The sequence below is a fragment of the Oleiharenicola sp. Vm1 genome (assembly GCF_047777955.1).
In the GTDB taxonomy this organism is placed as follows: Bacteria; Verrucomicrobiota; Verrucomicrobiia; order Opitutales; family Opitutaceae; genus Didemnitutus.
This window is the reverse complement of record NZ_CP180537.1, coordinates 3,064,282-3,088,027: the sequence shown is the minus strand read 5'-3', so window position 1 is coordinate 3,088,027 and position 23,746 is coordinate 3,064,282. Positions and strand designations below refer to the sequence as shown.

The window sequence follows — 23,746 nt, the reverse complement described above, 5'->3', positions numbered from 1 at the left end:
CCTCCATGAAAACCTCGCTCGCCCTCGTCCTCCTCGCGGCGGTCGGTCTCCTCGCCGGTTGCGAATCCCTCGAGTCGCGCGTCCGCGACCGCTTCGCCGACGTCCCGCCGAAGACGCAGACCGTCGACGGCGAGCCGCGCGCGGTTTACTACGCCGTGCAGGCGGCGTTCAAGCGCCTCGACTTCAACCTCACGCGCTCGTCCGTCACCGAGCTGCGGGTCGAGGCGGCCAGCCGCATCAACACCAGCGTGGCCTTCGCCGACTCGCGCCAGTTGATCGCGCAGGTCACGATCGCCTCCGTCGGACCGGCCCAGTCCGAGGTCAGCATGCGCCTCAGCGAGCAGGTCGAGGCCAAGGGCCTGGGCGGGCCGAGCGAGCGGCCGCTGCGCGAGCACGGTTTCTACGAAACGTATTTCACTGTCTTGCAGCAGGTTTTGGCTGAGCAAAAGGCCGCCCCGGCGGGCGCGAAAAACTAGATTTTTCCGCTTGCGGGGCAGGGGGGCTTCCGGGACTTTCGTCCCCTTTCGCGGCGTTCTTCGTCACCGCCGGTGCTGCCGCGGCACTCCCACCGGCGTTTGCTAGAAACAATCAACCCACGGATCCGCAAGGGTCCACCGCTGGAAGGCGCGCGGCGTCGGAGTGCGACGTTCGTCTTCGGCTTACAGTCAAATGAGTTCGTTAATGGAACAGCTGCTCGAGCAATCCTCCTTCGACAAGTTGAAGGAAGGCACCATGGTCCCGGGCACGATCACGGAAATCCGCGCCAACGAAGTTATCGTCGATATCGGCGGCAAAGCCGAAGGCTCGATTCCCGCCAATGAATTCTTCGACCTCGGCGAGCTGCAAGTCGGCTCCGCGATCGAAGTCCTCCTCGAGAAGCTCGAGGACAAGGAGGGCAATCCCGTCCTCTCCTACGAAAAGGCCCAGCAGAAGAAGAACTGGGAAAACATCCTCACGCGCTGCAACGAAGGCTCCATCGTCTCGGGCCGCGTGAAGGGCAAGGTCAAGGGCGGCCTCCTCGTCTCCATCGGCGTGGACTCCTTCCTCCCGGCCTCGCACATCGACATCCAGCCGCCGAAGAACCTCGATCAGTATCTCGGCCAGACCTACGATTTCAAGGTCCTCAAGATCAATCACGAGCGGAAGAACATCGTTCTCTCCCGCCGCGAGCTCATCGAGGAGCAGCGCCAGCAGAAGCGCCGCGATCTCCTCGAGAAACTCCAGCCCGGCCAGGTCCGCAAGGGCGTCGTCAAGAACATCACCGACTTCGGCGCGTTCATCGACCTCGACGGCATGGACGGCCTGCTCCACATCACCGACATGTCGTGGGGCCGCATCGGTCACCCGTCCGAAATGCTCAAGCAGGGCGAGGAGATCGAGGTCATGGTCATCGACATCAACCGCGAGAAGGAGCGCGTCTCCCTCGGCCTCAAGCAGACCAAGAACAACCCGTGGGACAACATCGACCACAAGTTCCCGGTCGGCGCCAAGGTCCGCGGCAAGGTCGTCAACCTCGTCCCCTACGGCGCGTTCATCGAACTCGAGCCGGGCGTCGAGGGCCTCGTCCACATCACCGAGATGTCCTGGACCAAGCGCATCACCAAGCCCTCCGAGCTGCTCAAGGTCGGCCAGGAGCTCGATGCGGTCGTCCTCGGCATCCAGAAGGAAGAGCAGAAGATCTCGCTCGGCCTCCGCCAGCTCGAGCCCAACCCGTGGGACATGGTCCGCCACAACTACCCGGTGGGCGCCCGCGTCCGCGGCAAGGTGCGCAACATGACCACCTACGGCGCCTTCATCGAACTCGAGGAAGGCATCGACGGCATGGTCCACGTCTCCGACATGAGCTGGACCCGCAAGGTCAACCACCCGTCCGAAGTCCTCAAGAAGGGCGACGAAGTCGATGCCATCGTGCTCGACGTCGATCCGAACCAGCAGCGCATCAGCCTCGGCATGAAGCAGCTCATGACGGATCCGTGGACGGACATCGACGCCCACTTCCGCATCGGCGACGTCGTCACCGGCACCGTCTCGAAGATCGCCAACTTCGGCGCCTTCGTGGAGCTGAAGGACGGCATCGACGGCATGGTGCACATCTCGCAGATCAAGGAAGAGCGCGTCGAGAAGGTGAAGGACGAGCTCAAGCCCGGCCAGCAGGTCACCGCGCGCGTCGTCAAGATCGACCGCGAAGGCCGCCGCATCGGCCTCTCGATCAAGGCGGCCAACTACTCGGCCGAGCAGCTCGCCCAGGAGACCGCCTCCTACGAGCAGTTCACCAAGCAGAGCAGCGGCACCGACCTCACGAACCTCGGCGATATCTTCGACGAGGCCGCGAAGAAGGAATAAGCTCCTCGCTTCCCGCGAAACTCTCTCAAGGCGCCCGCCACCAGCGGGCGCCTTTTTTTGCGCCCCGCCCCCGCGCCCCGCCCGACGAAACACGCATCCCGGCAGGGGCCGTGTCCGATGTCGCTGCGCTCGGTAGTCCCCACCGGCCCTCGAACGTGACATCACGCCGCGAGCGAAGGGCGCTTGGGGACAAGCGCCCCTACCGAAGAAACACGGATTTTGGTAGGGGCCGTGTCCGATGTCGCTGCGCTCGGTAGTCCCCAACGGCCCTCGAACGGGCAGGCGCCCACGAAACACACTAAACCCACGAAAAAGAAAGCCTGCACCGCCCGCGAATGAACGCGAACTTCCGCGAATCACGCGCGGCATGTCGGCGATGTCTCGATCGGCGCTCCGGCGCCCTCCCGTTGATCCGGGTAGGGGCGGTTGTCCCAACCGCCCTCGAACGAGGCACCACGCCGCGAGCGAAGGGCGCTTGGGGACAAGCGCCCCTACCGAAGAAACACGCGTCCCAGGTAGGGGCCGTTGTCCCCAACGGCCCTCGAACGGGCAGGCGCCCACGAAACACACTAAACACACGAAAAAAGAGAGCCCGCCCCGCCCGCGAATGAACCCGAATCGCCGCGAAACACGCGAGCGATGGCGCGATATCCCGGACGACGCTCGCGCATGCGTCCATCAATGAGGTAGGAGCCGTGTCCGATGTCGCTGCGCTCGGTAGCCCTCAACGGCCCTCGAACGAGGCACCACGCCGCGAGCGAAGGGCGCTTGGGGACAAGCGCCCCTACCGAAGAAACAAGGATTTTGGTAGGGGCGGTGTCTGATGTCGCTGCGCTCGGTAGCCCTCAACCGCCCTCGAACGTGAGAGGCGCCCACGAAACACACTAAACCCACGAAAAAAGAGAGCCCGCCCCACCCGCGAATGAACGCGAACTTCCGCGAATCACGCGCGGCATGTCGGCGATGTCTCGATCGGCGCTCCGGCGCCCTCCCGTTGATCCGGGTAGGGGCGGTTGTCCCAACCGCCCTCGAACGAGGCACCACGCCGCGAGCGAAGGGCGCTTGGGGACAAGCGCCCCTACCGAAGAAACACGCGTCCCAGGTAGGGGCGGTGTCTGATGTCGCTGCGCTCGGTAGCCCTCAACCGCCCTCGAACGTGACAGGCGCCCACGAACCCCACCAAACACCCGAAAAAGAGAGCCCGCCCCGCCTGCAAACGCGCGCGAATCGCCGCGGCTCACACCCCACGTCCGTCTCCACTCCGGCGGACCGCGGCTCGTTTCGCCTTGGCGCGCTCGCGCCTGCCGCGGCCCTCGTCAGCCGGATTGCGCCGCCTTCAGCCGTTCGAGCTCCGCTTCGACTTCCGCGATCCACTTCCGGACCGTGTCGTTGTCGGCGGTGCGCACGCGGCGCGCAAAATCCGCATTCGCGCGCTCCGCCCAGTCGCGTTGCATCTTCGCCAGGTGCTTCTCCAGCGTCGCCTCGGTCGATTCGATGGCGCGATAGCCGGTGCCGAGCGTCTCCTCTCGCGAACCGATCAACGCCTCCGCCTTCTGGCGCTCCTCGGGCGCCATCGCGTCGATGTCGCGGAACATCTCCCGGTCGAGGGCGAACAGGTTTTCCAGGTTCAGCACATCCCGTCGCCACGCCAGGGCCAGCAGCACGTCATGCCGGTAGACGAGTTCGTTCTGCTGGAAAGCCACGCGGATCCCGGCGGCGCAGGCCAGCAGCGTCCGGGTTTGCTCCGCATCGCGCAAGCGGTCTCCCCAACGCGCCACGAAGTCGGTCAGCTGCCGGCCCAGCTCGTCGTAGTCGTCGAGGGAAGGGCGGCTGTCGCGCGCACTGAGGAGAAACCAGTCGAGCCGTTCCACCAGGCGTTTGACCTCGTTCGCGTAGTCGTCGGGAGCATTCATCGGTTCGCCTCGCCGGCCCGAGCGGACGACGGAAGCATCGCCATTCTGCCGTCGACCGCAAGCGTGCGATCGGCGATGGCGCACCCACCCAGCGCACAAAAGACCGCACCGCCCGCGAATGAACGCGAATCGCCGCGAATCACGCGAGCGATGGCGCGATATCCCGGGCGACGCCCGCGCATGCGCCCATCGATGGGGTAGGGGCCGTGTCCGATGTCGCTGCGCTCGGTAGTCCCCAACGGCCCTCGAACGAGGCCGCGCGCCCGCGCAACGACGGCCGGCGCCGACGCAACCCCGCCGGGTGATGCGGCAACAACCTCCGCGGCCGGAACAATCGACCCAGCGACCGAAGCCACCGCCTCGTTCCTCGCCGCAACCAACCCGGCTCTCCAATCAACAAACCCGTCCCGCCAAGCAACCGCATTGGCTCCTCCAACAACAACGTCGTCCGACCAAACAACAGACTCGTCTGCCAAAACAATGGCCTCGTCCGGCGAAACAATGGAGTCGGCGGGCGAAACAATTGAGTTGGCGGCTCAAACAATGAGGTCGGCGGCTCAAGCAATCGGGTCGTCCGTGTAAACAATCGCCTCGGCGTGTAAAACAATCGCCTTGGCGTGGGAAACAATGACGCACGGCGGTCAAACAATCGCCTCAGCGCCTCAAGCAATGAGGTCGGCGCCTCAAACAATCGCGTCGGCGTGTAAAACAATGAGCTCGGCGAGTGAAGCAATGACCCTCTCGCGGGAAGCAATGACCCAGTGCGGTCGAGCAATTGCGCAAGTGCCTGATTCCGGAGCCGCGCGAGGAGGATCGGACGCCCGCTGTCACGCCGATAAAACCATCCGTTTGGATGAATCGCCGGGGTTGTGCGCCGCCGGAGCGAGGGGAGGATCGGCGCACGCTCACCTCGTCCGATCCTTTCGCTGCGCTGGCGGGCCTCCGGCGCGTCGATGCCCAGAAAACCCCGAACCCGAAAGAAACATGAACATCAAGCTGTCGAATCAGCTCAACATGGTGGGGGCCTGCCTCACCATTGCCCAGAATGCGGAAAACAAGGCGGTGTGGGACGGACATGGTCCGGCGGACTTCGCCCTCGATCTGGCCCGGCTCGACACCGACTACCAGGCGGCGCTCGCCAAGGCCGCGCAACTCGACGGCGCGCAGGGCGGCTCGGCCGACGCCAAGGCGGTGGCCGAGACCGCGCTGGAGGAGGCGGCCCACGTGCTCGCCCGCGCGCTCACGGTGCACTTCCAGAAAACCAGCGCGTGGCAGCGGCTGCGGCAGGTGGACCTGAGCCGCACGGACATCGGCCGCCTGCGCAACCAGGAGTTGCTCGCCCGCGCCACGGAGATCCGCGACGCGGGAGTGGCGGCGAAGGACGAGCCCGGCGCCGCCGGGCGCGGCGTCACGCCCGAGCGTCTCACCGCGCTCACGGCCGCCATCGACGCCTTCGCCGCGGTGATGAGCGTGCCGCGCAGCCAGATCGTCAACCGGAGCACGCTGGCGAAGGAGCTGGAGACCGACATCGCGGGGCTGCTCGTCGCCATCGGCCAGCTCGACGACCTGGCGCTGCAGTTCGGCGGCACCCCGGCCGGCGACCGTTTCGTGGAAACCTGGCGCCGCGCGCGGATGATCATCGACCGCGGCGGCACCAACGGCAACGGCGACGCGCCCAAGCCCGCCGCCACCCCGCCCGCGCCGCCGGCCACCTGACCGCCCCGCTCCAATCCCGCCACACCCCTCCGGTCGAACACGTCACGACCGTGCATGGCATGAACCCGAGCCCGCCGCGCCAACGCGCGGCGGGCTTTGGGCTGTCACTCGAGAACAGCCGCAACAGGCGTTCAGTCTGTGGTCAACGTCGGGTCGTTGGACTCGGGCGTGACTATTTCAGGTCGCCATTCTTTATGCGTTATCGTCAGCGCGAGCGTGACGTCGAACGGGTTCTTTTTGCTGCCACTATCGCCGTAGGCCCCTTGGATGAATTGAGCGAACGCAGCGGTGCACCCGCGGTCTTTGGCGCGACTCATCTCCGCAGCGTTGGCATAGGTGAGTTTGAAGGTCGGGAATCCGTAGCTGCTGCCGGTCTCGTATTCCGGGGGTTCGAGCCCGGCTGCGCCGTGGATTCGGTGGAGCTCCTGTCCTTCCTTCCGCTTGCGGACCGAGGCCATGACGCTCGCCACACTAATCCACACTACGACTAAGGTGACGACTCCGGCCGTATATTTCCAAGGAATGGAAAGCGCCATGTGCATCAACCCGCTGCCGCCGATAAGCAGGGCGGCGCAACCGACGGCGGACAACCGGGACTCAACAGATGGCTTCATCGGCGGCGGAACCAAGCACCCAGCTAGGCGACGTCATCGCGATAGAGGTATTGCTGAAAATCGGCGAACAGCTGGCCGATCTGCTCGGGTTGACCGAGTTCAGCCATGGCGTCTGCGATCGAGTTCTTGTATTTCAACCGCAGCAGCGGGCGCAGCTTCTCCGGACTCAACTCGTCCACGCCCAGCTGCACGTATTGGCGGAGCACGAACTCCAGAAAGATCCGCTGCCGGCTGTTGAAGTGCGTGCTGAGTTCGACCTTCGCACCTTCGGCGCGTTGCTCACGGCTGACCGGTTTCAGCTGGAAAGCGAGCAAAGCGAGCACGTCGAACAGGTCGCTTTGCTCGAGATCGATCGCGCGCTGCACTTCCGCCAGTGTGTCGCGGCCGTAGCCTTTTTCCGCCAATCCGTGCAGCAACTGCTGGCGGGTGGTCGGATCGCCCCACAGCCGTCGCAGCTCGGCCTCGTCGCGGAAAAAGTCCGGCAGGCTGCCATAGAGGCGGCGGAGGAATTCCTCGGCGGAGATCGGCTTGCCGTCGGGACTCCAGAACGTCGTCTGCATCATGTGCTGGATCGTCAGCTCCTTGCCAGGAGCGAGCTTGATGCGGATTTTCGTCGGTGGCGGCGGAGGTGGCGGCGGTTGCGGTCCGGAGCCAGTGCCTCCGCGGCCACCACCGCCTTTCGGCTCCGGCTCCACCGGCTCGCCATCCCACTCGGGGTCGTTGAAGTGCTCGTGCGCCTTCACGAAGTCGTGAATCGTGAAGGTGTCCTTGCCGTCGAAAAGCCGCGTGCCGCGACCGACGATCTGTTTGAACTCGATCATCGAGCGGATTGGCCGCAGCAGCACGATGTGCCGCACGTTCCGCGCGTCGACACCGGTCGAGAGCTTGTGCGAAGTCGTGAGCACGAGCGGGCTGGTCTTCTCGTTGTCCTGGAAATCGCGCAGGAATTGCTCGCCGAGCTCACCGTCGTCGGCGCTGACGCGGTGACAGTAGTTCGGATCGCTGCTCCGCTTGAGCTGGTTGATGCAGTCGCGGATCGCGAGCGCGTGCGCCTGGTTCGCGCAGAAGACTAGGACCTTCTCGTGCGGCGCAACCTGCGCCAGGAACAGTTCGACGCGATGCCGCTCGCGCTCGTCGATAACGATTACGCGGTTGAAATCCTCCTCGACGTAGCGCTTGCCCATCTCCGGCTGGCCTTCGAGCACGGTGTCGTCGGGCGCGTAGGTGTAGGCGTCGAGCGTCGTCGTGTATTGCTTCACCTTGAACGGCGTGAGAAAGCCGTCGTTGATGCCCTGCTTGAGCGAGTAGATGTAGACCGGCTCGCCGAAGTAGCGGTAGGTGTCGATGTTCTGGTCGCGCTTCGGCGTGGCGGTGAGGCCGAGCTGCACCGCGGGCGAGAAATACTCCAGGATGTCGCGCCACGTGCTCTCGTCGTTCGCGCCGCCGCGGTGGCATTCGTCGATGACGATGAAATCGAAGAAATCCCGAGGGTAATCGCCAAAATAGGGCGACGGCGTGCCGTCCTCTTTTGCCGGCCCGGACAAAAAGGTCTGGAAGATTGTGAAGAACAGGCTGCCGTTCTTCGGCGGCTTGCCGGTCTTGCGCACTTCGTCCGGCCGGATGCGCACGCAGGAGCCGGGACTGCTATCCTCGAACGCGGAGAAGGCGTTGTAGGCCTGGTTCGCGAGGATATTGCGATCGGCAAGGAACAGGATGCGCGGCAGTCGCCCCGGTTCGCGCGAGAGATTCCAGCGGGCGTGGAAGAGCTTCCACGCGATCTGGAACGCGATGAAGGTCTTGCCCGTGCCCGTCGCGAGCGTGAGCAGCACGCGCGACTTGCCGCTGGCGATGGCTTCGAGCACGCGCTCGACCGCGGTCTCCTGATAATAGCGGCTCGGGTGCGAGCCGCCCTTGTCCTCGAACGCCACGGCGGCAAAGCGGTCGCGCCACGCGTTGGGCTGCGCGAAGGTCGCCTGCCACAACTCGTCCGGCGTCGGGTAGCGCGGCACGCCGGGCGTCTCCTTGCCCGTGCGCATGTCGATGCCGTAGATGCCGCGGCCGTTGGTCGAGTAAGTGAAGCGCACCGCCAGCATGCCGGCGTAGTTCTTCGCCTGCGCCACGCCCTCGCTGACTTCCTCGCCCCACGCTTTCGCCTCGATGACGGCGAGCTTCGTATTCCGATATTCGAGCACGTAGTCGGCTGTGAGCGGCTTGCCACGCCGGCCGTGACCTTCGAGCCGGCCGAGCGTGATCGGATACTCGCGCCGCACACGGGAACCTTCGACGACACCCCAGCCGGCAGCCTTCAAGGCCGGATCGATGTGCTCGGCGCGGGTCTCGGCTTCGTTCATGCCGCCGCGACCGCGGTGACCCTCTCCAACGCGAGTGCGATCAATTGATCGTCGAAGACCTTCAGCTTGCGCCGGGCGGCTTCCTCGCCGGCAGGCCACTTCGCCAGCGCGCGCCGAATCCCGGCGACGCTTGGCTCCGCGCGTTCGTGTTCAATCAGCCAATCCACCGTCGCGAGCACTTCCATACCGAGCGGCGACTGAAACCCATCGATCAACGCATCCGTGGCCTCGAGTGCCGGCAGGTAATCGCGCGCTTCGGCACTCCGGAGATAAAAATCCAGTTTCTCGCGCTTGGTTTCCTCGAACCAGATCGTGTCGAACGGCGAGGCGTCGGCGATGCGCTTGTCGCAATGCAGGTAGCTGCCGTCGAGGCCGTCGAGCAGATGGCTCAGCCGGTGCGCGTAGGGACCGTAGCGGTTGGCTTCGAAACGCAGATCGAGCACATCCCGCAGGCCGAGCCGGCGGATCGAGCGTTCGAGGCACCACGCGAGCTTCTGCGTCTCGATCAGCGTGCACTCGATGCCGAGCACCCAGTAGCGACGCACGAGTTCGGCGATCAGCGCGCGCGCCGGCGTAAGCTTTTCGACGCCGTTTTTCTTGGCGACGTTCTGATACTTTGCGGTCGGCTCGTAGACGACCACTTCCACGCCCGCGAGATCGCCCAACGCCTTTTCGATGCGCGGTCGCACGTCGGCCCAATCCAGACCGCCGTTGCCGCAGCCGAGCGGCGGCAACGCGATCGAGCGGATGCCCTTCGCCTGGATGACGGCTTTCAAATCCGCCAAGCCGGCGTCGATCCATTCGATCTTCGTGGGATGGCGCCAGTGTTGCTTCGTAGGGAAGTTGATAATCCAGCGGGGGCCTTCGAGTTCGACGCCGGCCTGCACGAACATCCGCCCGACTTTCACTTCGCCCGCTTGGCACGCCGCTTCGTAGGCGTCGAAATTCTCCGGGAAACGATCCTTGAACATCAGTGCGATGCCCTTGCCCATGATACCGACCGTGTTGACGGTGTTGACCACCGCCTCCACGGGAGCGTCGAGCAGATTGCCTTGGGTAAAGCGCATCATTGGAAATACCAGTCGGGAACAGCTTTCACGTTAAGTTTCAAGCCCCGCGCGGCAACCTCCGACTCGAGTCGGGCGCGCACAGCGTCGTTGTGGCAACCCATGCCGAACAACGCCTCCAGTGGCACGCGCTGGTGCACGAGGGCTTCGGCCTGATATCGCAGCTGCTTGCCGGGATCGGCATCGTCGGTCTTGAAGTTGCGGCTCTGCAGGAGCGGCCAATCGATTTCGTTGAGGTGCGTCAGATCGTCGAAGAACCGGGTGGCGGCAGCGTAAGCGTGCTGGTTGGTGAAGACGAACGGGATTCCAAGTTCTCGCAGGCGGTGGGCGGAGGAAACGAAGATCACGATGTCCTGATTGTCGCGCCGGGTGATGCCGCCGTAACCCGTGTGGATGTGATACATCATGATCGAATACGGCGTGAAGTAGAACGGCACGTAGTCGGCCAGCGTGCCACCGGGCGGAATGGGCACGGCCTTGGCCGCGCGCTTGGCGATCAGCTCCCGGTTGCCAATGGGCACGTAGCGCGGGTCTTGGTGCGGCGAGTTCTTGCAGTGCAGGCCGTGCTCCAGAATCCAAGGCACGCAATCCACATGTGCGATGCGGAAGAGGAAGGCCTTTTCTGGGACGAGGCTCGACACGGCGAACTAAAGATGGCCGGAAAAGGCCGCGTGCAGAAGCGATTTCTTCAGCTCCGCCAGCGCCGCGAGCTTGCGCTCGTAGAGTTGCGTCAGGCGCTGGGTTTCGGCGGAGAGGGCGTCGAGATGGGCGACGATCGCTTGCTGCTCGGCGTGTTGGGGACAAGTGATCCGCACTTCTTTTAACAGGCGGTAGTGCCGCGCGTAGCCAAGCGACTTCAGGGGAATGCTCCGCAGTTGGTAGAAAAAGAATTTTGGGAGAAGCAGCGGCTTCGGTTGGAGAATTTTCACGCCGTCCGCACCGAGGACGAAATCGAAGTCGATGTATTTCAGAACCTGAGTGTGGTCACCGAAAATCACGACCGGGGCTGTCACCCGGAAGACATCGGCGGGGTTGTTCCAATAGCCGTTAGTGAACTCGGCTTCCTGCGAAACAATTGGAAACCTGCCTTCGGCCAAGAAGTCCTTCCGTTGAACCTTCGTGGTGTGTTTTACGTCTTCAATGCAGTCCTCGAAGGACTCCTCCATCCATCCTTTGCCGCGGTGGGTGAAGACGGAGTGGAGGTGGCTTTCGAAGAGGGCGCGGGCGTTTTGGAGGTTCTTTTCGGCGTTGGCTTGCGCCGTCGCCAGCCCGGCAAACGCCTCGTCCAACACCGCCACGATCCGCTGCTGCTCTTCTAAGGGCGGGAACGAAATTTCGACACGCTTCACCAACCCGATGTTGAGATTACGGACTGTGCTGCCCGCAGCTAAGCGGTCGAATTGTCGGAAGAGTTCATCGGAACTCAGAAGGTAATACAGAAAGTCCTGCTCGAGCTGTTTCTCTTTCTGCCGAAGGACAAGCCAGCCGTCATGAATGCACCCGCTCGTTCTCATGATGTAGGGGCGCCCAAAGCTCATGGAATTCGACAGCAGAAAGTCCCCTTCATAAACCATGCGGGAGCGCTTTACGCCGTCGGGCGTTATCTTTTCCGCCGTTTGATAGATGTATTTCTCGCTGGCAGTGGCGTCCCCAATTTTCACCCAGTTGATCCCGTCCGGCGCGGAGGTTAGGTAATTTTCAATTGGGCGCGGCGACCCACCTCGCGCGATTTCGCAAACCTCCTCCAGTCGCTTCGTCTGCCATCCCTTCTTCATTTCAGCAGCGTCCCGATCTTCTTCAGCACGGCGGCGCTCTCGGCGTCGAGCGTGGCGATCTCCTGCATGATCTCCGCCGGGCTGCGGCGCGCGACGGTTGCCACGCCGGCCGGATTCTTCGGCGAGAGGTCGAGCGTCTCGGCGTCGAGCGCGGCGACGTCCACGCTCCAGCTCTGCGGCGAATCGGCGGAGGTCTTCTGCAGTGTGACGAACTCGGCGAGGTCGTCGTCGTTGAGCGGGTTGGTTTTCCCGAGGTTGCGGCCGGGGTCGAGCTGGTAGAACCACACGCGACGCGTGGGGCGGCCCTTGTCGAAGAAGAGCACGACGGTCTTCACGCCCGCGCCCTGGAACGTGCCGCCGGGGCAATCGAGCACGGTGTGGAGGTTGCAGGTCTCGAGCAGGTGGCGGCGGAGGCTGACGGTGGCGTTGTCCGTGTTGGAGAGGAAGGTGTTCTTGATGACGATGCCCGCGCGGCCGCCGGCGCGGAGGATCTTGATGAAATGCTGGAGGAAGAGGGACGCGGTCTCGCTGGTGCGGATGGGGAAGTTTTCCTGCACCTCGGGGCGCTCTTTGCCGCCGAAGGGCGGATTGGCGAGCACGACGTCGAAGCGGTCCTTCTCCTGGATGTCGGCGAGGTTCTCGGCGAGCGTGTTCGCGTGGACGATGTTGGGCGCCTCGATGCCGTGAAGGATCAGGTTCATGATCGCGATCACGTAGGCGAGGGACTTCTTTTCCTTGCCGTAGAACGTGCGCGTCTGGAGCGCGTCGAGTTCGCGCGTGGTGAGGTCGCCGCGGTGGAGATAATCGAAGGCCTCGCAGAGGAAGCCGGCGGAGCCGCAGGCGCCGTCGTAGATTTTTTCGCCGATCTTCGGGTGGACGACCTTGATCATCGCGCGGATGAGCGGGCGCGGGGTGTAATACTCGCCGCCGTTGCGGCCGGCGTTGCCCATGCGCTTGATCTTCTCCTCGTAGAGCTGCGAGAGCTCGTGCTTCTCGGTCTGCGAGCGAAAGCGGAGGCCGTCAACGTGCTCGATGATCTCGCGGAGGTTGTAGCCGCTTTTGATCTTGTTGGTCAGCTCGCCGAAGATTTCGCCGATCTTATATTCGAGCGTGTTGGGGCCGGAGGCCTTGGCTTTGAACTTCTGGAGATAGGGAAAGAGCTTGCCGTCGACGAATTCGACGAGGTCCTTGCCGACGAGCGCAGCGTGGTGGTCGGGCGCGCCGTCCTTGTTTTTCGGTGCGGCCCAGCTTTCCCAGCGAAACGGTTTGTCGAGGAGGTAGGTGTAGCGTTTGCCGTCGAGGCGGTGTTCGTCGGCCCGATCCTGTTCGAGGGCGTCGAGGTATTTGAGGAAGAGGAGCCAGGACGTCTGCTCGGTGTAATCGAGTTCGGTGGTGCAGCCGTCCTCGCGGCGGAGGACGTTGTCGATGGCGTCGAAGGCTTGGTCGAACATGGGATAGGACGCAGCGGAATCCGGGCGGAGAGCGCCTTGAAAGGCGAAGTCCGCTGCCGTGGCATCGCCGGGGCTGTGAAATACGTTGTCGCGAGCGAGCCATGGAGCGGCAAGGGGAATGTTGCGGAAGGCCGACGACGGAAGGCGGGCGACGGCAAAAGACAAAGTGCAACCGGACGGCCCGGAGTCGGGCCGGCGATTGGACCGCGCGCGCGGCGCGGGCAACGCGAAAGTGGCGCGGTGAGAAAGCGCGCGAGCGAGCGGAGGGCGCGCTACTGACCCGACGAGGCAGGAGGCGGGGCGGCGGGGGTGGGCGGGCTGTCCTTGCCGAGGAGGTAGCCGGCGATTGCACCGAAGAGGCCGACGATGGGGGTGAGCTGCTCGTTACTGTAGCCGACGAAGAGCAGGAGCGCGGAGAGGCCGATGATCGTCACGATGCCGATCACGCGGAGGACCGTCAGGCCGGTGGCGGAGGTGCGCCAGAGCAGCACGGCGCAGACGAGCACGGCGAAGGCCATGAAGCCGAAGGTCCACGCGGTGAGGAAACGGAGCATCTCGGCCGTCCACACGGCTTGCACGTGCGCGCTGGCGAGGGTCGGGGCGGGAACCTGGGCGGCGGCCTGGGCGTAGGTGGTGGCGGCGTCGAGTTGGGCGTCGGTGGGCATGGCTCAGCGGGAATGGGGGTGACGGAGGCGGTGGCGGGGTGCTGCTCGAGGCGGGCGACTTGTTCCCGGAGGAGGGCGACATGCTGTTCGAGGGCGTCGATGCGGGCGCGCAGGCCCTTCATGTATTCGGCGTGCATGGCGAGCGCGGCGCGGAGTGGCTCGAGGTCGACGGCTTTCGCCGCGGAGCCGCCGGCGCCGGGCAGCTGGAATTCCTTTTGTCCGCCGTTGGCGCCCTCGGCGGGGACCTGGTCGGTCCAGCCCTTGCGGGGAGCTTGAGCTCCTTGGCGGCTTCGGTGACGTCGAGTTTGGCGCCCGTGGTGGGGCGTTGCTGGGCAAGGACGAGGATGGCGCCGAGCGCCACGAGCGGAGCGAGGAGGAGGAAGCGAGTCTTCATGGGGAACGGGGAGGACTTGGACGGGGAGCGGGGAACGAAAGCGGACGCCCGGGAGCCGGGCGCCGCGGACGGGGCGGGAAAATGCGGGCACGCCGCAGCGCGGGCGGGCGTCGCAGGGAGCGGAGCGAGCGGGGAGGGGGCGCGGGGAATCAGCCGCCGAAAACGTCGGCGCGCGTCTGGCCCGTGACGCGCGGAGGGTGGGCCCGCGGCGCGGAGGCGACAAGTCTCATTGCGGAAGACGGATGGCGGAGGACGGATTGCGGAAGACGGAGGACGGAAAACGGAGGACGGAAGGCTGAAAGCGGAGGACGGAGGGGCGGGCGGGTGAGCAAGGGGTGCGAAGAAAATGCCAAGAAAAGCTAAAGTGCGGGGCGGGGCGGACGATAAAGGCTGCAACGCTGGGTGCACCGTGTCGGTGCGACCACTTCGGCCGGGCTGAATGCACAGCAAGACTGAGGACGGCGGGAACACTCCCTCCTTTCTCGTCTATGCACTCAAACTCCTGGACCATTGCCCGCCGCATCCTTGTCGGTGGCAGTCTCATTCTCGCCCTCCTGCTCACCGTGGCAGCCGTGGGTTTCTTCTCGCTCCGCTCCGTGGCGCAACACGCGGAGGACCGCTTGGTGAACGACTCCGTGCCGGGCATCGTCTACAGCGCCGAGATGTTCGCCCAGTCGCAACGCGCGCAGGTCCGCACCCTCCTGCTGGCCGACGCGCGCAGCGTGCAGGAGCGGCAGGATCACCTCAGCCACATCGCCGAGAACCTGAAGGCGTTCGAGGCGGCCGCGAAGGGCTACGAGGCCGCGATTTCGACGGCGGAGGACCGGAAGAATTTTGCCGACCTGATGGCGATGCGGGCCCGTGACACCGAGGCGCGCAAGACCTACGTCGCCCTGATCGAGGCGAACAAGAAGGCCGAGGCCGTCGCGTTCCTGCACGACCAGTTCATCCCCGAGTTCATGGCTTACCGCGACGAAATGGCCAAGATGCTCAAGTGGAACCAGGATGTCGCCGTGCAGGTGAGCCAGGAGATCGACGACGATGCGCGGCACGCCGCGAACTGGGCGGGCGGCATCGCGCTGGCGGCGATCGTGATCGCGAGCCTCTCCGGCTGGCTCATGATCCGCGGGATCAACCGCGCGCTGCGCGAACTCGCCCGCACGCTGGACGACGCCTCGGCGCAGGTCGCGTCCGCGGCCGGCCAGGTTTCCGCCAGCTCCCAGTCGCTGGCCGAGGGCTCGAGCGAACAGGCCGCCTCGCTGGAGGAGACATCCGCCTCGCTCGAGGAGATGGCGTCGATGACCAAGCGCAACGCCGAGGGCGCGGGCGAGGCGAAGCAGACCGCGGGCGATGCGCGCCAGTCGGCCGACCGCGGCGCCGAGCGCATGCAGGCGATGCAGACCGCGATGCAGGCGATCAAGCAGGCCTCGGAAGAAATCACCAAGATCCTGAAGACGATCGACGAGATCGCCTTCCAGACGAACATCCTCGCGCTCAACGCCGCGGTCGAGGCCGCGCGGGCCGGCGAGGCCGGCGCCGGCTTCGCCGTCGTCGCCGAGGAAGTCCGCAACCTCGCCCAGCGCTCCGCCCAGGCGGCGAAGGAGACGGCGGCGAAGATCGAGGATTCCGTGAACAAGAGCGCGCAGGGCGTGCAGATCAGCGCGGAGGTCGCACGCAGCTTCGAGGAGATCCAGACCAAGATCCGCCGGCTCGACGACCTGGTGGCGGAGATCGCCACCGCCTCGAACGAGCAGAGCTCGGGCATCAACCAGGTGACGACCGCGGTGTCGCAGATGGACAAGGTCACGCAGGGCAACGCCAGCGGCGCCGAGGAGACTGCGGCGGCCGCGGAGGAATTGAACGCTCAGGCCGCGGTCCTGAAGGACAGCGTTGGCGCGCTCCAGAAGCTCGTCGGCAACGCGGCGCACGGCGACCCGGCGGTCGCTTCCGCGCATCCGATGCGTCGGTCGCAGCCCGCAGCCGCGCCCTTGCCGGCGTCGCGTCGCCCGATGCGCCCCGCCGTGGCCACGGCCAAGACGCCGGAGCCGGACATGCATTTTGTCTGAGGAGACATGACATAGACCCAGGGAACGACGCCAGGCGGCCGAGCCGCCTGGCGTTTTCCGTTGGGGAGAGGGACCGACGGCGGAGGACGGAGAGCCGAGGACCGAGAGCGGAGGACGGGGCAGGGGCCGTGTCTGATGTCGCTGCGCTCGGTAGTCCTCAACCGCCCTCGAACGAGGCAGGCGCCCACGAAACACACTAAACACACGAAAAAGAGCGCCCCTACCGACGGCGGGCTGGGCGAAGTCAGCGGCCGAAGCGGCCGCCGGGGCGGCGTTCGTCGTCGTCGTGGTCGTCGGAGCCCTCGCCAAACTCGAAACCGACGGAAAGGCGCACGCCGTGCACGGCGTGTCCGTGCTCCGTGCCCCAGAGGCCGACGAGATCGAGGTGCAGGCGGTCCGAGGGACGGTATTGCAGGCAGGGTCCCAGGCCGGAGCGGCGGGCGAGCGAGGGCGCGTCGCCGGCCTCGTAGGCGCGTCTCCACTCGGCCTGGACGCCGACGTTGAGCGTCTCGTTGGTGACGCTGTAGGTGAGCGCGCCAGCGGCGAGGAATTCGCGGTGGCGGGCACTCCCGTTCTGGCGTTCGTAGGTGGCGTTGGCGCCCCAGTGCCAGCGCGGCGCGAGCTCGTCGCCGAGGGCGAGCTCGTAGAGCGCGGCGTCGGCGGCGCCGGAGTTCGCGCGCCAGCCCAGGCCGAGGGCGGGGTTGAGCGGGCACTGGCCCCAGTCGGCCAGCGCGTAGCGAAGCGCGGCACGGAGGCCGACCTCGTGCCAGTCGTGGCGGTGGGAAGAGTCGTCGCGGAAATCGGCGTAGTCGTTCTCGAGCGCGGCCTGGAAGCGGTGGCCGAGGCCGAGTTCGATCTCCTGCGTCCACTCGCGCTGGTGCGCGCCCGTGGGGGACAGGGCGTCGGCGTAGCCGAATTCGAGTTCGGCCTGGTGCTCGGGCTGGACGTAGACGCTGACGCCGGGGAAGGGGCGGCGAGCGGACCATTCCGGCTGGCCGTAGCTGCCGACGATCTTGTTTTCGCCGGGCACGGGCCGGCCGACGACATTCAGGGCGGGGAGCTCGGTCGGCGCCGGAGTCTGGGCCGCGGCGGCGCTGGCAAGACCGGCGGCGAGGAGAACGCGAAACAGCATCGCGCGAGCATCCCTGCTGGGAGCGCAAGCGCAAGCGCGCGGAGGACGGAAGACCGAGGGCGGAGGACGGGGTAGGGGCGGTGTGCGCTGTCGCTGCGCTCGGTAGCGCTCAACGGCCCTGGAACGTGACATCACGCCGCGAGGGAAGGGCGCTTGGGGACAAGCGCCCCTACCGAAAACGCTGCCACCGACGAGCGCCCCTATCCGGGCGCCTCGGGCTCACATGATCAGGTCGGGCGGGACGTTCGCGAGGGCGTCTTCCATCGTGGTGAGGCCCATCTTCACCTTGAGCATGGAGTCCTGGTGGAGCGTCTTCATGCCGTTCTTCATCGCGACGCGTTTCAGCTCGGCGACCTCGGCCTCCTTGTTGATCGCCTCGGTGAGCTCCTCGGAATTGGTCATGAGCTCGTGGATGCCGACGCGGCCCTTGTAGCCGGTGCCGCCGCAGATGTGGCAGCCGCCGGGGTTGGCCTTGAAGATCTCGGGCGGCTCGCCCTCGAGCTGGAGCGCCTTCTTGAGGATCTCCCACTCGCGGCCCTCGGGCTTGTATTTCACCTTGCAGTTCTTGCAGACGCGGCGGAGGAGGCGCTGGGCGCAGACGCAGACGAGGGAGGCGGAGATGTTGAACACCTCGACGCCCATCTCGCCCAGGCGCGCGACGGTGGAGGGCGCGTCGTTGGTGTGGAGCGTCGAGACGAGCAAGTGGCCGGTGAGCGCGGCCTCGACCGCGATGCCGGCGGTCTCCTCGTCGCGGATTTCGCCGACGAGGATGACGTCGGGGTCCATGCGGAGGTAGCAGCGCAGCGCGCGGGCGAAGGTGAGGCCGATCTGCCGGTTCATCTGCATCTGGTTGATGCCGGCGAGCGTGTATTCGATCGGGTCCTCCGCGGTCTGGATGTTGATGTCGGGCGTGTTGATCTCGCCGAGCGCGGAGTAGAGCGTCATCGACTTGCCCGAGCCGGTCGGGCCGCAGTGCAGGATCATGCCGTAGGGCTGGCGGATGCACTCGCGGTATTTGGCCAGGTTCTCCTCGGAGAAGCCGAGGGCGGGGAGCGGCAGGGTCGACTTCTGCTTGTCGAGGATGCGCATGACCACCTTCTCGCCGTGGTTCATCGGGCCGGTGGCGACGCGGAGGTCGATGTCGATGTTCTTCTTCGTGTATTTCTTGAAGACGATGCGTCCGTCCTGCGGCAACCGGCGCTCGGAGATGTCGAGGTTGCACATGATCTTGAGGCGGGCGACCATGGCGCCGACGACCTGCTTGGGCAGGCGGAGCTTCTCGATGCACATGCCGTCGATGCGGTAGCGGACCATGAGCTCCTTCTCCTGCGGCTCGATGTGGATGTCCGACGCGCCGGCGATGTAGGCGTCCTCGATGATGCGGTTGACGAGCTGGATGATCGGGGCGGAGTCCTCCTTGTCGAGTTCCTCGGCCTTCACCTCGCCGTCGCCGCCGGCGTAGGCGGTGCCGATGATGTCGGCGACCTCGGAGATATCGACGTCGTCGTGCTCGACCTTGGGGCCGGCGGCGGCCTTGGAGTCCTTGAAGTATTTCTTGAGCAGCTCCTCGAGGAAGGTGGCGGGGATGACGCGGACGTCCTCGATGTGCAGCTCGCAGGCGGTCTGGAAGGACTCGCGCTTCGCGTAGTCGAGCGGGTTGGTCATCAGCACGCTGACGCCGTTGGGGCCGACCTTCTTGACCGGGAAGACCTGTTCGCGGCGGATGACGGCGTCGCCGATGACCTCGACGAGCTTCTCGTCGATCTCGCCATCCTCGACCTTGGTGACGAGCGGGAGGTCGGTGAAGCGGGCGATGAACTTGGCGGTGTCCTCGGCGCCGAGCTGGAACTTCGGGTCCAGCATGCGCTGGATGAGGGTGGAGGAATATTCCGCGACCTCCTGGAGGACGGCGAGGTCCTTCTGGGTGAACTGGCCGTTAGTGCCGGCGGCGGGCTCCTTGTTGAGGACCTGGATGGCGCCGATGACGATGTTGGTCTTCAGCGGCACGGTGAGCATCGAGTGGACCTCGAAGCCCGTGTTCATGTTCTTGAGCGAGGCGGCCTCGGGGCCCTTGTTGCTGAAGAAGAGCGGTTCGCCGGTCTGGATGACCTTGCCGACGTTGCCGGTGCCGGCGGGGAGCCGGAGCGCGAGGAGCTTCTTCGCGGTGTCCTTGAACTGGTTTTCCTTGTCCCGGTCCTGGCCCCAGAGCGAGGGCGAGTAATAGACCTGCTTGAAGGCGATCTCGCCGCCCTCGACGAGGTAGAGGGTCATCGACTGCGCCTGGAGGGCCTCCACGACCTTGCTCGCGGTCAGCTCGATGACGGAGTTGACGTCCTCGCGGCTGGGGGCGGGCTTCGAGATGACTTTGATGAGCAGCGAGCGCCGAAGCGTGCCGGTGAGGTTGCTGGGATTGGCCATGTCAGGTCAGGTGACGCCGGCGCCGCGCGGGGAAATGAGCGGCGGCGCTAAATCGCTCTTGCGTGTAGGTCAAAAAAAACGCGTCGTCGAGGGCGAACTACCCATGCTCGCCTGGCTGAACGACGTATGGTCGAGACTCGCGGCGCCGAGCGGAGAGACTCCGGCGGCGGCCGAGGCCGGCGCGCGCGGCGAGGCGGCGGCGGCGGATTTCCTGGCGCAGCGCCACGGCTTCGCGATCGTGGCGCGCAACTGGCGCAGCCCGCGCGACCGGCGCGACGAGATCGACCTGGTGGCGCGCGACGGCGACGTGCTGGTGTTCGTCGAGGTGAAGGCGCGGAGCGTCGACGCGCTCGTGCCCGGCTACCACGCGGTCGACGACCGCAAGAAGCGCGCGCTGCGCCGCGCGGTGCACGCCTACCTCGGCGCGCTCGCGTCGCCGCCGCGGACCTTCCGCTTCGACGTGGTGGAGGTCGGTCTCAGCGATCGCCTGCCGCCGCAGTGCATGCATTTTGAAAACGTGCCGCTCTTCCCCAAGGGCTACCACGTCGCGCGGCAGAGCGGCTCGATCGAGCAGGTGCGCGACAACGCGCGGCATTGAGACGCAGGACAGAAGACCGAGGGCAGAGGGCAAAAGACGGAGGTCGGTGCGCAGGGCGGCGGAGAGGGTGCGGCCGTGTCGGATGTCGCTACGCTCGGTCGTCCTCGACGGCCCTCGGGATTGTGGCCGCGACGCGGGAGGGAAGGGCGCTTGGGGGCAAGCGCCCCTACCGAGGGCCGGTGCGTGAGGCGGAGGCGGGGCCATCAGCCCGGCGAGGCGCACGCAGCGATGCCGAGACCGCGCGGGGCTGATGGCCCCGCCTCCAATCGGATTCGTCTGCGTCGAATGCGGTTTATCGTCCGCGAAAATTTTCGTTCTCCGTCCTCCGCTCCTCCGAACCGGCACGCGTCACTGGGCCGTGTCATCGCGGGAATAATTCCTTGGCGTATTTTCCCCACCGGCGCATGGTGCGCGCCATGCCCGACCACGAACGGCACCCGTTCCTCCACGGCCTCAGCAAGCACCGCGGCGCCCCGCCGACGGTCGTCGTCATCTTCGGCGCCTCCGGCGACTTGACGGCGCGCAAACTCACGCCCGCGATCTACAACCTCGCGCTCGACGGCCTGCTGCCGGCGGACTTCTTCCTCATCGGCTACGGCCGCAAGCCGATGCCCGACGCGGAATTCCAGCAGCTGTCGGTCGACGCGATCAAAGAATTCTCCCGCCGCGAGCTGCGCGACGACGTCTGGGCGCGCCTCGCCCCGCGCACGCTCTACGTCAGCGGCGGCTACGACGAGCCCGCGGCGTTCACCCGCCTGGCGCAGAAGATCGCCGAGCTGGAGAAGCAGATCGGGCAGGACCTGCAGGCGCTGTTCTACATCTCGACCCCGCCGTCGGTCTTCGCGCCGATCATCCAGAACCTCGGCGCCGCCGGCCTGGCCGCGCGCCACCTCGGCAAGCCGACGCAGTCGAAGGTGATCATCGAAAAACCCTTCGGCCGCGACCTCGCCAGCGCGAAGGCGCTGAACCAGGAGCTGACCTCCGTGTTCGAGGAGTCGCAGGTCTTCCGCATCGACCACTACCTCGGCAAGGAGACGGTGCAGGACCTGCTCGTGCAGCGTTTCGCCAACGCGATCTTCGAGCCGCTCTGGAACCGCAATTTCGTCGACCACGTGCAGATCACCGTCGCCGAGGAGGTCGGCGTCGAGGCCCGCGCCGGCTACTACGAGCAGAGCGGCGCGCTGCGCGACATGATCCAGAACCACACCATGCAGCTGGTCGCGCTCACCGCGATGGAGCCGCCGGTGTCGCTCGACGCCGAGGCCATCCGCGACGAGAAGGTGAAGCTCCTCCGCGCCATCCAGCCGCTGCGCCTCGACGGCGCGGCGAGCGACGTGGCCCGCGCGCAATACGACGACGGCATCCTCGGCGGCAAGCCGGTGCCCGGCTACCTGCGCGAGAAGGATGTCACGCCCGGCTCGACCACCGAGACCTTCGCCGCGCTGCGGCTGAGCATCAACAACTGGCGCTGGCACGGCGTGCCGTTCTACATCCGCTCCGGCAAGCGCATGGCCCGCCGCGTGACCGAGATCGCGATCCGCTTCAAGCGCGCGCCCGGAAACATCTTCGCCGACTCCGACCGCTTCCAGCTCGCGGCCAACACCCTCGCGTTCCAGATCCAGCCCGACGAGGGCATGAGCATGATCCTCAACGCGAAGATCCCCGGCCTCGAGACGCGCACCCAGCCGGTGAAGATGAACTTCAAATACGCCACGACCTTCGGCTCGAACACGCCCGAGGCCTACGAGCGCCTCGTCCTCGACGCCATGATCGGCGACGGCACGCTCTTCATCCGCGGCGACGAGACGGAGCGCTCGTGGGAGCTGATGACGCCGATCCTCGAGCATTGGCGCGAGCAGAAGCGCGCCGGCCTCGACAGCTACACCGCCGGCTCGTGGGGCCCGAAGTCGGCCGACGCCCTCCTCGCCGCCAACGGCCACAGCTGGCGCGAGCCGTGAGAACTTCTGAAGGACGATGGATGATGGAGGAAGCGATCCGATGAACGGTGCTCAAAAGAACTTTCGCAGGCGGAGGGTGACTTCGGTCGGTCGCACCTTTCCTCCTTCATCCATCAGCCCTCATCCCTTCCGCTGATGCACGCCCTCTTCAACGCCCTGCCCGGCCAGGAGGTGCCCGTCGGCGGCATCAACGCCGGCTTCAAGAAACTCTGGGCCGACTCGCCCGCGCAGGAGAGCCGCGCCACGCAGCTCAACCTCGTGCTGCACCTCGGCCTGAACACGACGCCGGCGGACGCCGAGCAGCAGTTCCGCACCACGGTGGAGTTCGCGAAGCGCTACCCGTGCCGGGTAGTCGTGCTCTGTCCCGAGCCCGACCCGGCGGCGGAGACGGTCTTCCGCGCGAAGATCTACGGCGAGTGCTTCCTCGGCAAATCGGGCAAGGACACGCGCTGCTGCGAGTTCGTGCTGCTGGCGTATCCGGTCGGCACGCACGACTTCCTGCAGCACCAGGTGTCGGTGTGCCTCTCGACCGACCTGCCGCTCTACTACTGGGCGCACCGCTTCTCCTCCAACCAGCGCCTCGCCGCCTACGAATACCTGCTCACGCGCTCGCAGCGCGTGCTCTTCGACAGCGCGCTGGTGCCGGCGGACGCGTTCTCGTTTCCGTGGCCCAACCCGGCGGCGGTGCGCGACCTCGCGTATACGCGCACGCGTCCGCTGCGCCAGACGATCGGGCAGTTCCTCAGCCGCTACGCGCCGGCCGACATCGTCGCCGGCCTGCGCGCGGTGAAGATCACGCACCGCGAGGACCTCAACGCGGAGGCGGCGGCGATGATCAGCTGGCTGAAGAAGGGCCTGCTGCGCTGCGGCGCCGATCCCGAGGCCGGCATCGACTTCGGCATCGTGCCGAAGGAGTGCCGGGGCTGCTTCGAGATCGCGTTCAGCTACCGCGATCCGCAGAAGACCTTCACGTGGTCGGCGGACCTCGACAGCCGCACGGCGGAGTTCGAGGGCGACCTCGGCCACGGCCGCACGACCCTCACCGCCAACGCCCGCCTGCTCGACCCGGCCGAGGCGCTGAGCGAGGCGATGTTCCACTGAGCGGTCGGATGACGCGCAGCGTCGCTGCCGCTGCCGGACTGTAGGGCGGGGTCGCCGAACCCCGCCTTTTTGCTCAAGTCTCATCACGTTCGCGGCGGGGTCAGGAGACCCCGCCCTACAAATACCGCGGCATGCTTGTCGCCTTGGTCTTCGCGGGTCGCGGGCGTTGCGAACGCTGTTCGCG

At 66.0% G+C, this 23,746-nt stretch carries 17 protein-coding genes; 7 read left to right on the top strand and 10 right to left on the bottom strand.

Features of this window, described 5'->3' with window-relative positions; all coding sequences use genetic code 11:
- Window positions 1-5 precede the first annotated feature (5 nt).
- The gene (locus ACMYLB_RS14950) at window positions 6-476 is read left to right on the top strand and encodes a hypothetical protein (RefSeq protein ID WP_415907771.1); all 471 of its coding nucleotides are present in this window, start codon (window positions 6-8) and stop codon (window positions 474-476) included.
- 205 nt (window positions 477-681) lie between these two features.
- A complete protein-coding gene (rpsA, locus tag ACMYLB_RS14945) occupies window positions 682-2,343 on the top strand; it encodes a 30S ribosomal protein S1 (protein ID WP_415907770.1) in 1,662 nt (553 codons plus the stop codon).
- A gap of 1,316 nt (window positions 2,344-3,659) precedes the next feature.
- Here the strand turns inward: rpsA and ACMYLB_RS14940 are convergent.
- Window positions 3,660-4,256, bottom strand: coding sequence for a hypothetical protein (locus tag ACMYLB_RS14940; RefSeq protein WP_415907769.1), 597 nt, complete (start codon window positions 4,254-4,256; stop codon window positions 3,660-3,662).
- A 984-nt stretch (window positions 4,257-5,240) separates the two neighbouring features.
- On the opposite strand from ACMYLB_RS14940, the gene ACMYLB_RS14935 reads away from it, so the two are divergent.
- Window positions 5,241-5,972, top strand: a complete 732-nt coding sequence (locus ACMYLB_RS14935) for a hypothetical protein (protein ID WP_415907768.1) — start codon at window positions 5,241-5,243, stop codon at window positions 5,970-5,972.
- 131 nt (window positions 5,973-6,103) lie between these two features.
- Here ACMYLB_RS14935 and ACMYLB_RS14930 read toward each other — a convergent pair whose 3' ends face one another.
- The 7 genes from ACMYLB_RS14930 to ACMYLB_RS14900 form a co-directional block, all read right to left on the bottom strand.
- Entirely contained in the window at window positions 6,104-6,586 is a 483-nt protein-coding gene (locus ACMYLB_RS14930; protein WP_415907767.1) for a hypothetical protein, read from the bottom strand.
- Between the two features lie 23 nt (window positions 6,587-6,609).
- Complete coding sequence (gene hsdR, locus ACMYLB_RS14925) at window positions 6,610-8,937, bottom strand: EcoAI/FtnUII family type I restriction enzme subunit R (RefSeq protein ID WP_415907766.1); 2,328 nt, start codon at window positions 8,935-8,937, stop codon at window positions 6,610-6,612.
- A complete protein-coding gene (locus tag ACMYLB_RS14920) occupies window positions 8,934-10,007 on the bottom strand; it encodes a macro domain-containing protein (RefSeq protein ID WP_415907765.1) in 1,074 nt (357 codons plus the stop codon). The genes hsdR and ACMYLB_RS14920 overlap by 4 nt, the downstream gene beginning before the upstream one ends.
- Entirely contained in the window at window positions 10,004-10,645 is a 642-nt protein-coding gene (locus tag ACMYLB_RS14915; protein WP_415907764.1) for a DUF4433 domain-containing protein, read from the bottom strand. Before ACMYLB_RS14915 ends, ACMYLB_RS14920 begins: the two co-directional genes overlap by 4 nt.
- A gap of 6 nt (window positions 10,646-10,651) precedes the next feature.
- Window positions 10,652-11,779, bottom strand: a complete 1,128-nt coding sequence (locus tag ACMYLB_RS14910; protein WP_415907763.1) for a restriction endonuclease subunit S — start codon at window positions 11,777-11,779, stop codon at window positions 10,652-10,654.
- Complete coding sequence (locus tag ACMYLB_RS14905; RefSeq protein ID WP_415907762.1) at window positions 11,776-13,230, bottom strand: N-6 DNA methylase; 1,455 nt, start codon at window positions 13,228-13,230, stop codon at window positions 11,776-11,778. Before ACMYLB_RS14905 ends, ACMYLB_RS14910 begins: the two co-directional genes overlap by 4 nt.
- Window positions 13,231-13,502: 272 nt before the next feature.
- Window positions 13,503-13,895, bottom strand: coding sequence for a hypothetical protein (locus tag ACMYLB_RS14900; RefSeq protein WP_415907761.1), 393 nt, complete (start codon window positions 13,893-13,895; stop codon window positions 13,503-13,505).
- 882 nt (window positions 13,896-14,777) lie between these two features.
- On the opposite strand from ACMYLB_RS14900, the gene ACMYLB_RS14895 reads away from it, so the two are divergent.
- The gene (locus ACMYLB_RS14895) at window positions 14,778-16,355 is read left to right on the top strand and encodes a methyl-accepting chemotaxis protein (RefSeq protein ID WP_415907760.1); all 1,578 of its coding nucleotides are present in this window, start codon (window positions 14,778-14,780) and stop codon (window positions 16,353-16,355) included.
- A 244-nt stretch (window positions 16,356-16,599) separates the two neighbouring features.
- On the opposite strand, the gene ACMYLB_RS14890 is transcribed toward ACMYLB_RS14895, so the two are convergent.
- On the bottom strand, window positions 16,600-17,487 hold the full coding sequence (locus tag ACMYLB_RS14890; RefSeq protein ID WP_415907759.1) for a transporter: 888 nt from the start codon (window positions 17,485-17,487) through the stop codon (window positions 16,600-16,602).
- A gap of 219 nt (window positions 17,488-17,706) precedes the next feature.
- Window positions 17,707-19,905: an ATPase, T2SS/T4P/T4SS family gene (locus tag ACMYLB_RS14885; protein ID WP_415907758.1), complete on the bottom strand. Its 2,199-nt coding sequence runs from the start codon at window positions 19,903-19,905 to the stop codon at window positions 17,707-17,709.
- 103 nt (window positions 19,906-20,008) lie between these two features.
- Between ACMYLB_RS14885 and ACMYLB_RS14880 the strand changes: the two genes are divergently transcribed.
- The 3 genes from ACMYLB_RS14880 (at window position 20,009) to ACMYLB_RS14870 (ending at window position 23,562) form a co-directional block, all read left to right on the top strand.
- Complete coding sequence (locus ACMYLB_RS14880) at window positions 20,009-20,503, top strand: YraN family protein (protein WP_415907757.1); 495 nt, start codon at window positions 20,009-20,011, stop codon at window positions 20,501-20,503.
- Window positions 20,504-20,919: 416 nt separating this feature from the next.
- Window positions 20,920-22,461, top strand: coding sequence for a glucose-6-phosphate dehydrogenase (gene zwf, locus ACMYLB_RS14875; RefSeq protein WP_415907756.1), 1,542 nt, complete (start codon window positions 20,920-20,922; stop codon window positions 22,459-22,461).
- A 135-nt stretch (window positions 22,462-22,596) separates the two neighbouring features.
- Window positions 22,597-23,562 (top strand): glucose-6-phosphate dehydrogenase assembly protein OpcA, encoded by a 966-nt coding sequence (locus tag ACMYLB_RS14870; RefSeq protein WP_415907755.1) that lies wholly within the window; start codon window positions 22,597-22,599, stop codon window positions 23,560-23,562.
- The last annotated feature ends 184 nt before the right edge of the window (window positions 23,563-23,746 follow it).

Excerpts from the sequence above, each read along its gene's own strand:
- ACMYLB_RS14930 (WP_415907767.1), bottom strand. The coding sequence starts at position 6,586 with ATGAAGCCATCTGTTGAGTCCCGGTTGTCCGCCGTCGGTTGCGCCGCC.
- ACMYLB_RS14895 (WP_415907760.1), top strand. The coding sequence starts at position 14,778 with ATGCACTCAAACTCCTGGACCATTGCCCGCCGCATCCTTGTCGGTGGC.
- ACMYLB_RS14935 (WP_415907768.1), top strand. The coding sequence starts at position 5,241 with ATGAACATCAAGCTGTCGAATCAGCTCAACATGGTGGGGGCCTGCCTC.
- ACMYLB_RS14885 (WP_415907758.1), bottom strand. The coding sequence starts at position 19,905 with ATGGCCAATCCCAGCAACCTCACCGGCACGCTTCGGCGCTCGCTGCTC.
- rpsA (WP_415907770.1), top strand. The coding sequence starts at position 682 with ATGGAACAGCTGCTCGAGCAATCCTCCTTCGACAAGTTGAAGGAAGGC.
- zwf (WP_415907756.1), top strand. The coding sequence starts at position 20,920 with ATGCCCGACCACGAACGGCACCCGTTCCTCCACGGCCTCAGCAAGCAC.
- ACMYLB_RS14950 (WP_415907771.1), top strand. The coding sequence starts at position 6 with ATGAAAACCTCGCTCGCCCTCGTCCTCCTCGCGGCGGTCGGTCTCCTC.
- ACMYLB_RS14880 (WP_415907757.1), top strand. The coding sequence starts at position 20,009 with ATGCTCGCCTGGCTGAACGACGTATGGTCGAGACTCGCGGCGCCGAGC.
- ACMYLB_RS14920 (WP_415907765.1), bottom strand. The coding sequence starts at position 10,007 with ATGATGCGCTTTACCCAAGGCAATCTGCTCGACGCTCCCGTGGAGGCG.
- ACMYLB_RS14870 (WP_415907755.1), top strand. The coding sequence starts at position 22,597 with ATGCACGCCCTCTTCAACGCCCTGCCCGGCCAGGAGGTGCCCGTCGGC.
- hsdR (WP_415907766.1), bottom strand. The coding sequence starts at position 8,937 with ATGAACGAAGCCGAGACCCGCGCCGAGCACATCGATCCGGCCTTGAAG.
- ACMYLB_RS14905 (WP_415907762.1), bottom strand. The coding sequence starts at position 13,230 with ATGTTCGACCAAGCCTTCGACGCCATCGACAACGTCCTCCGCCGCGAG.
- ACMYLB_RS14940 (WP_415907769.1), bottom strand. The coding sequence starts at position 4,256 with ATGAATGCTCCCGACGACTACGCGAACGAGGTCAAACGCCTGGTGGAA.
- ACMYLB_RS14910 (WP_415907763.1), bottom strand. The coding sequence starts at position 11,779 with ATGAAGAAGGGATGGCAGACGAAGCGACTGGAGGAGGTTTGCGAAATC.
- ACMYLB_RS14900 (WP_415907761.1), bottom strand. The coding sequence starts at position 13,895 with ATGCCCACCGACGCCCAACTCGACGCCGCCACCACCTACGCCCAGGCC.
- ACMYLB_RS14890 (WP_415907759.1), bottom strand. The coding sequence starts at position 17,487 with ATGCTGTTTCGCGTTCTCCTCGCCGCCGGTCTTGCCAGCGCCGCCGCG.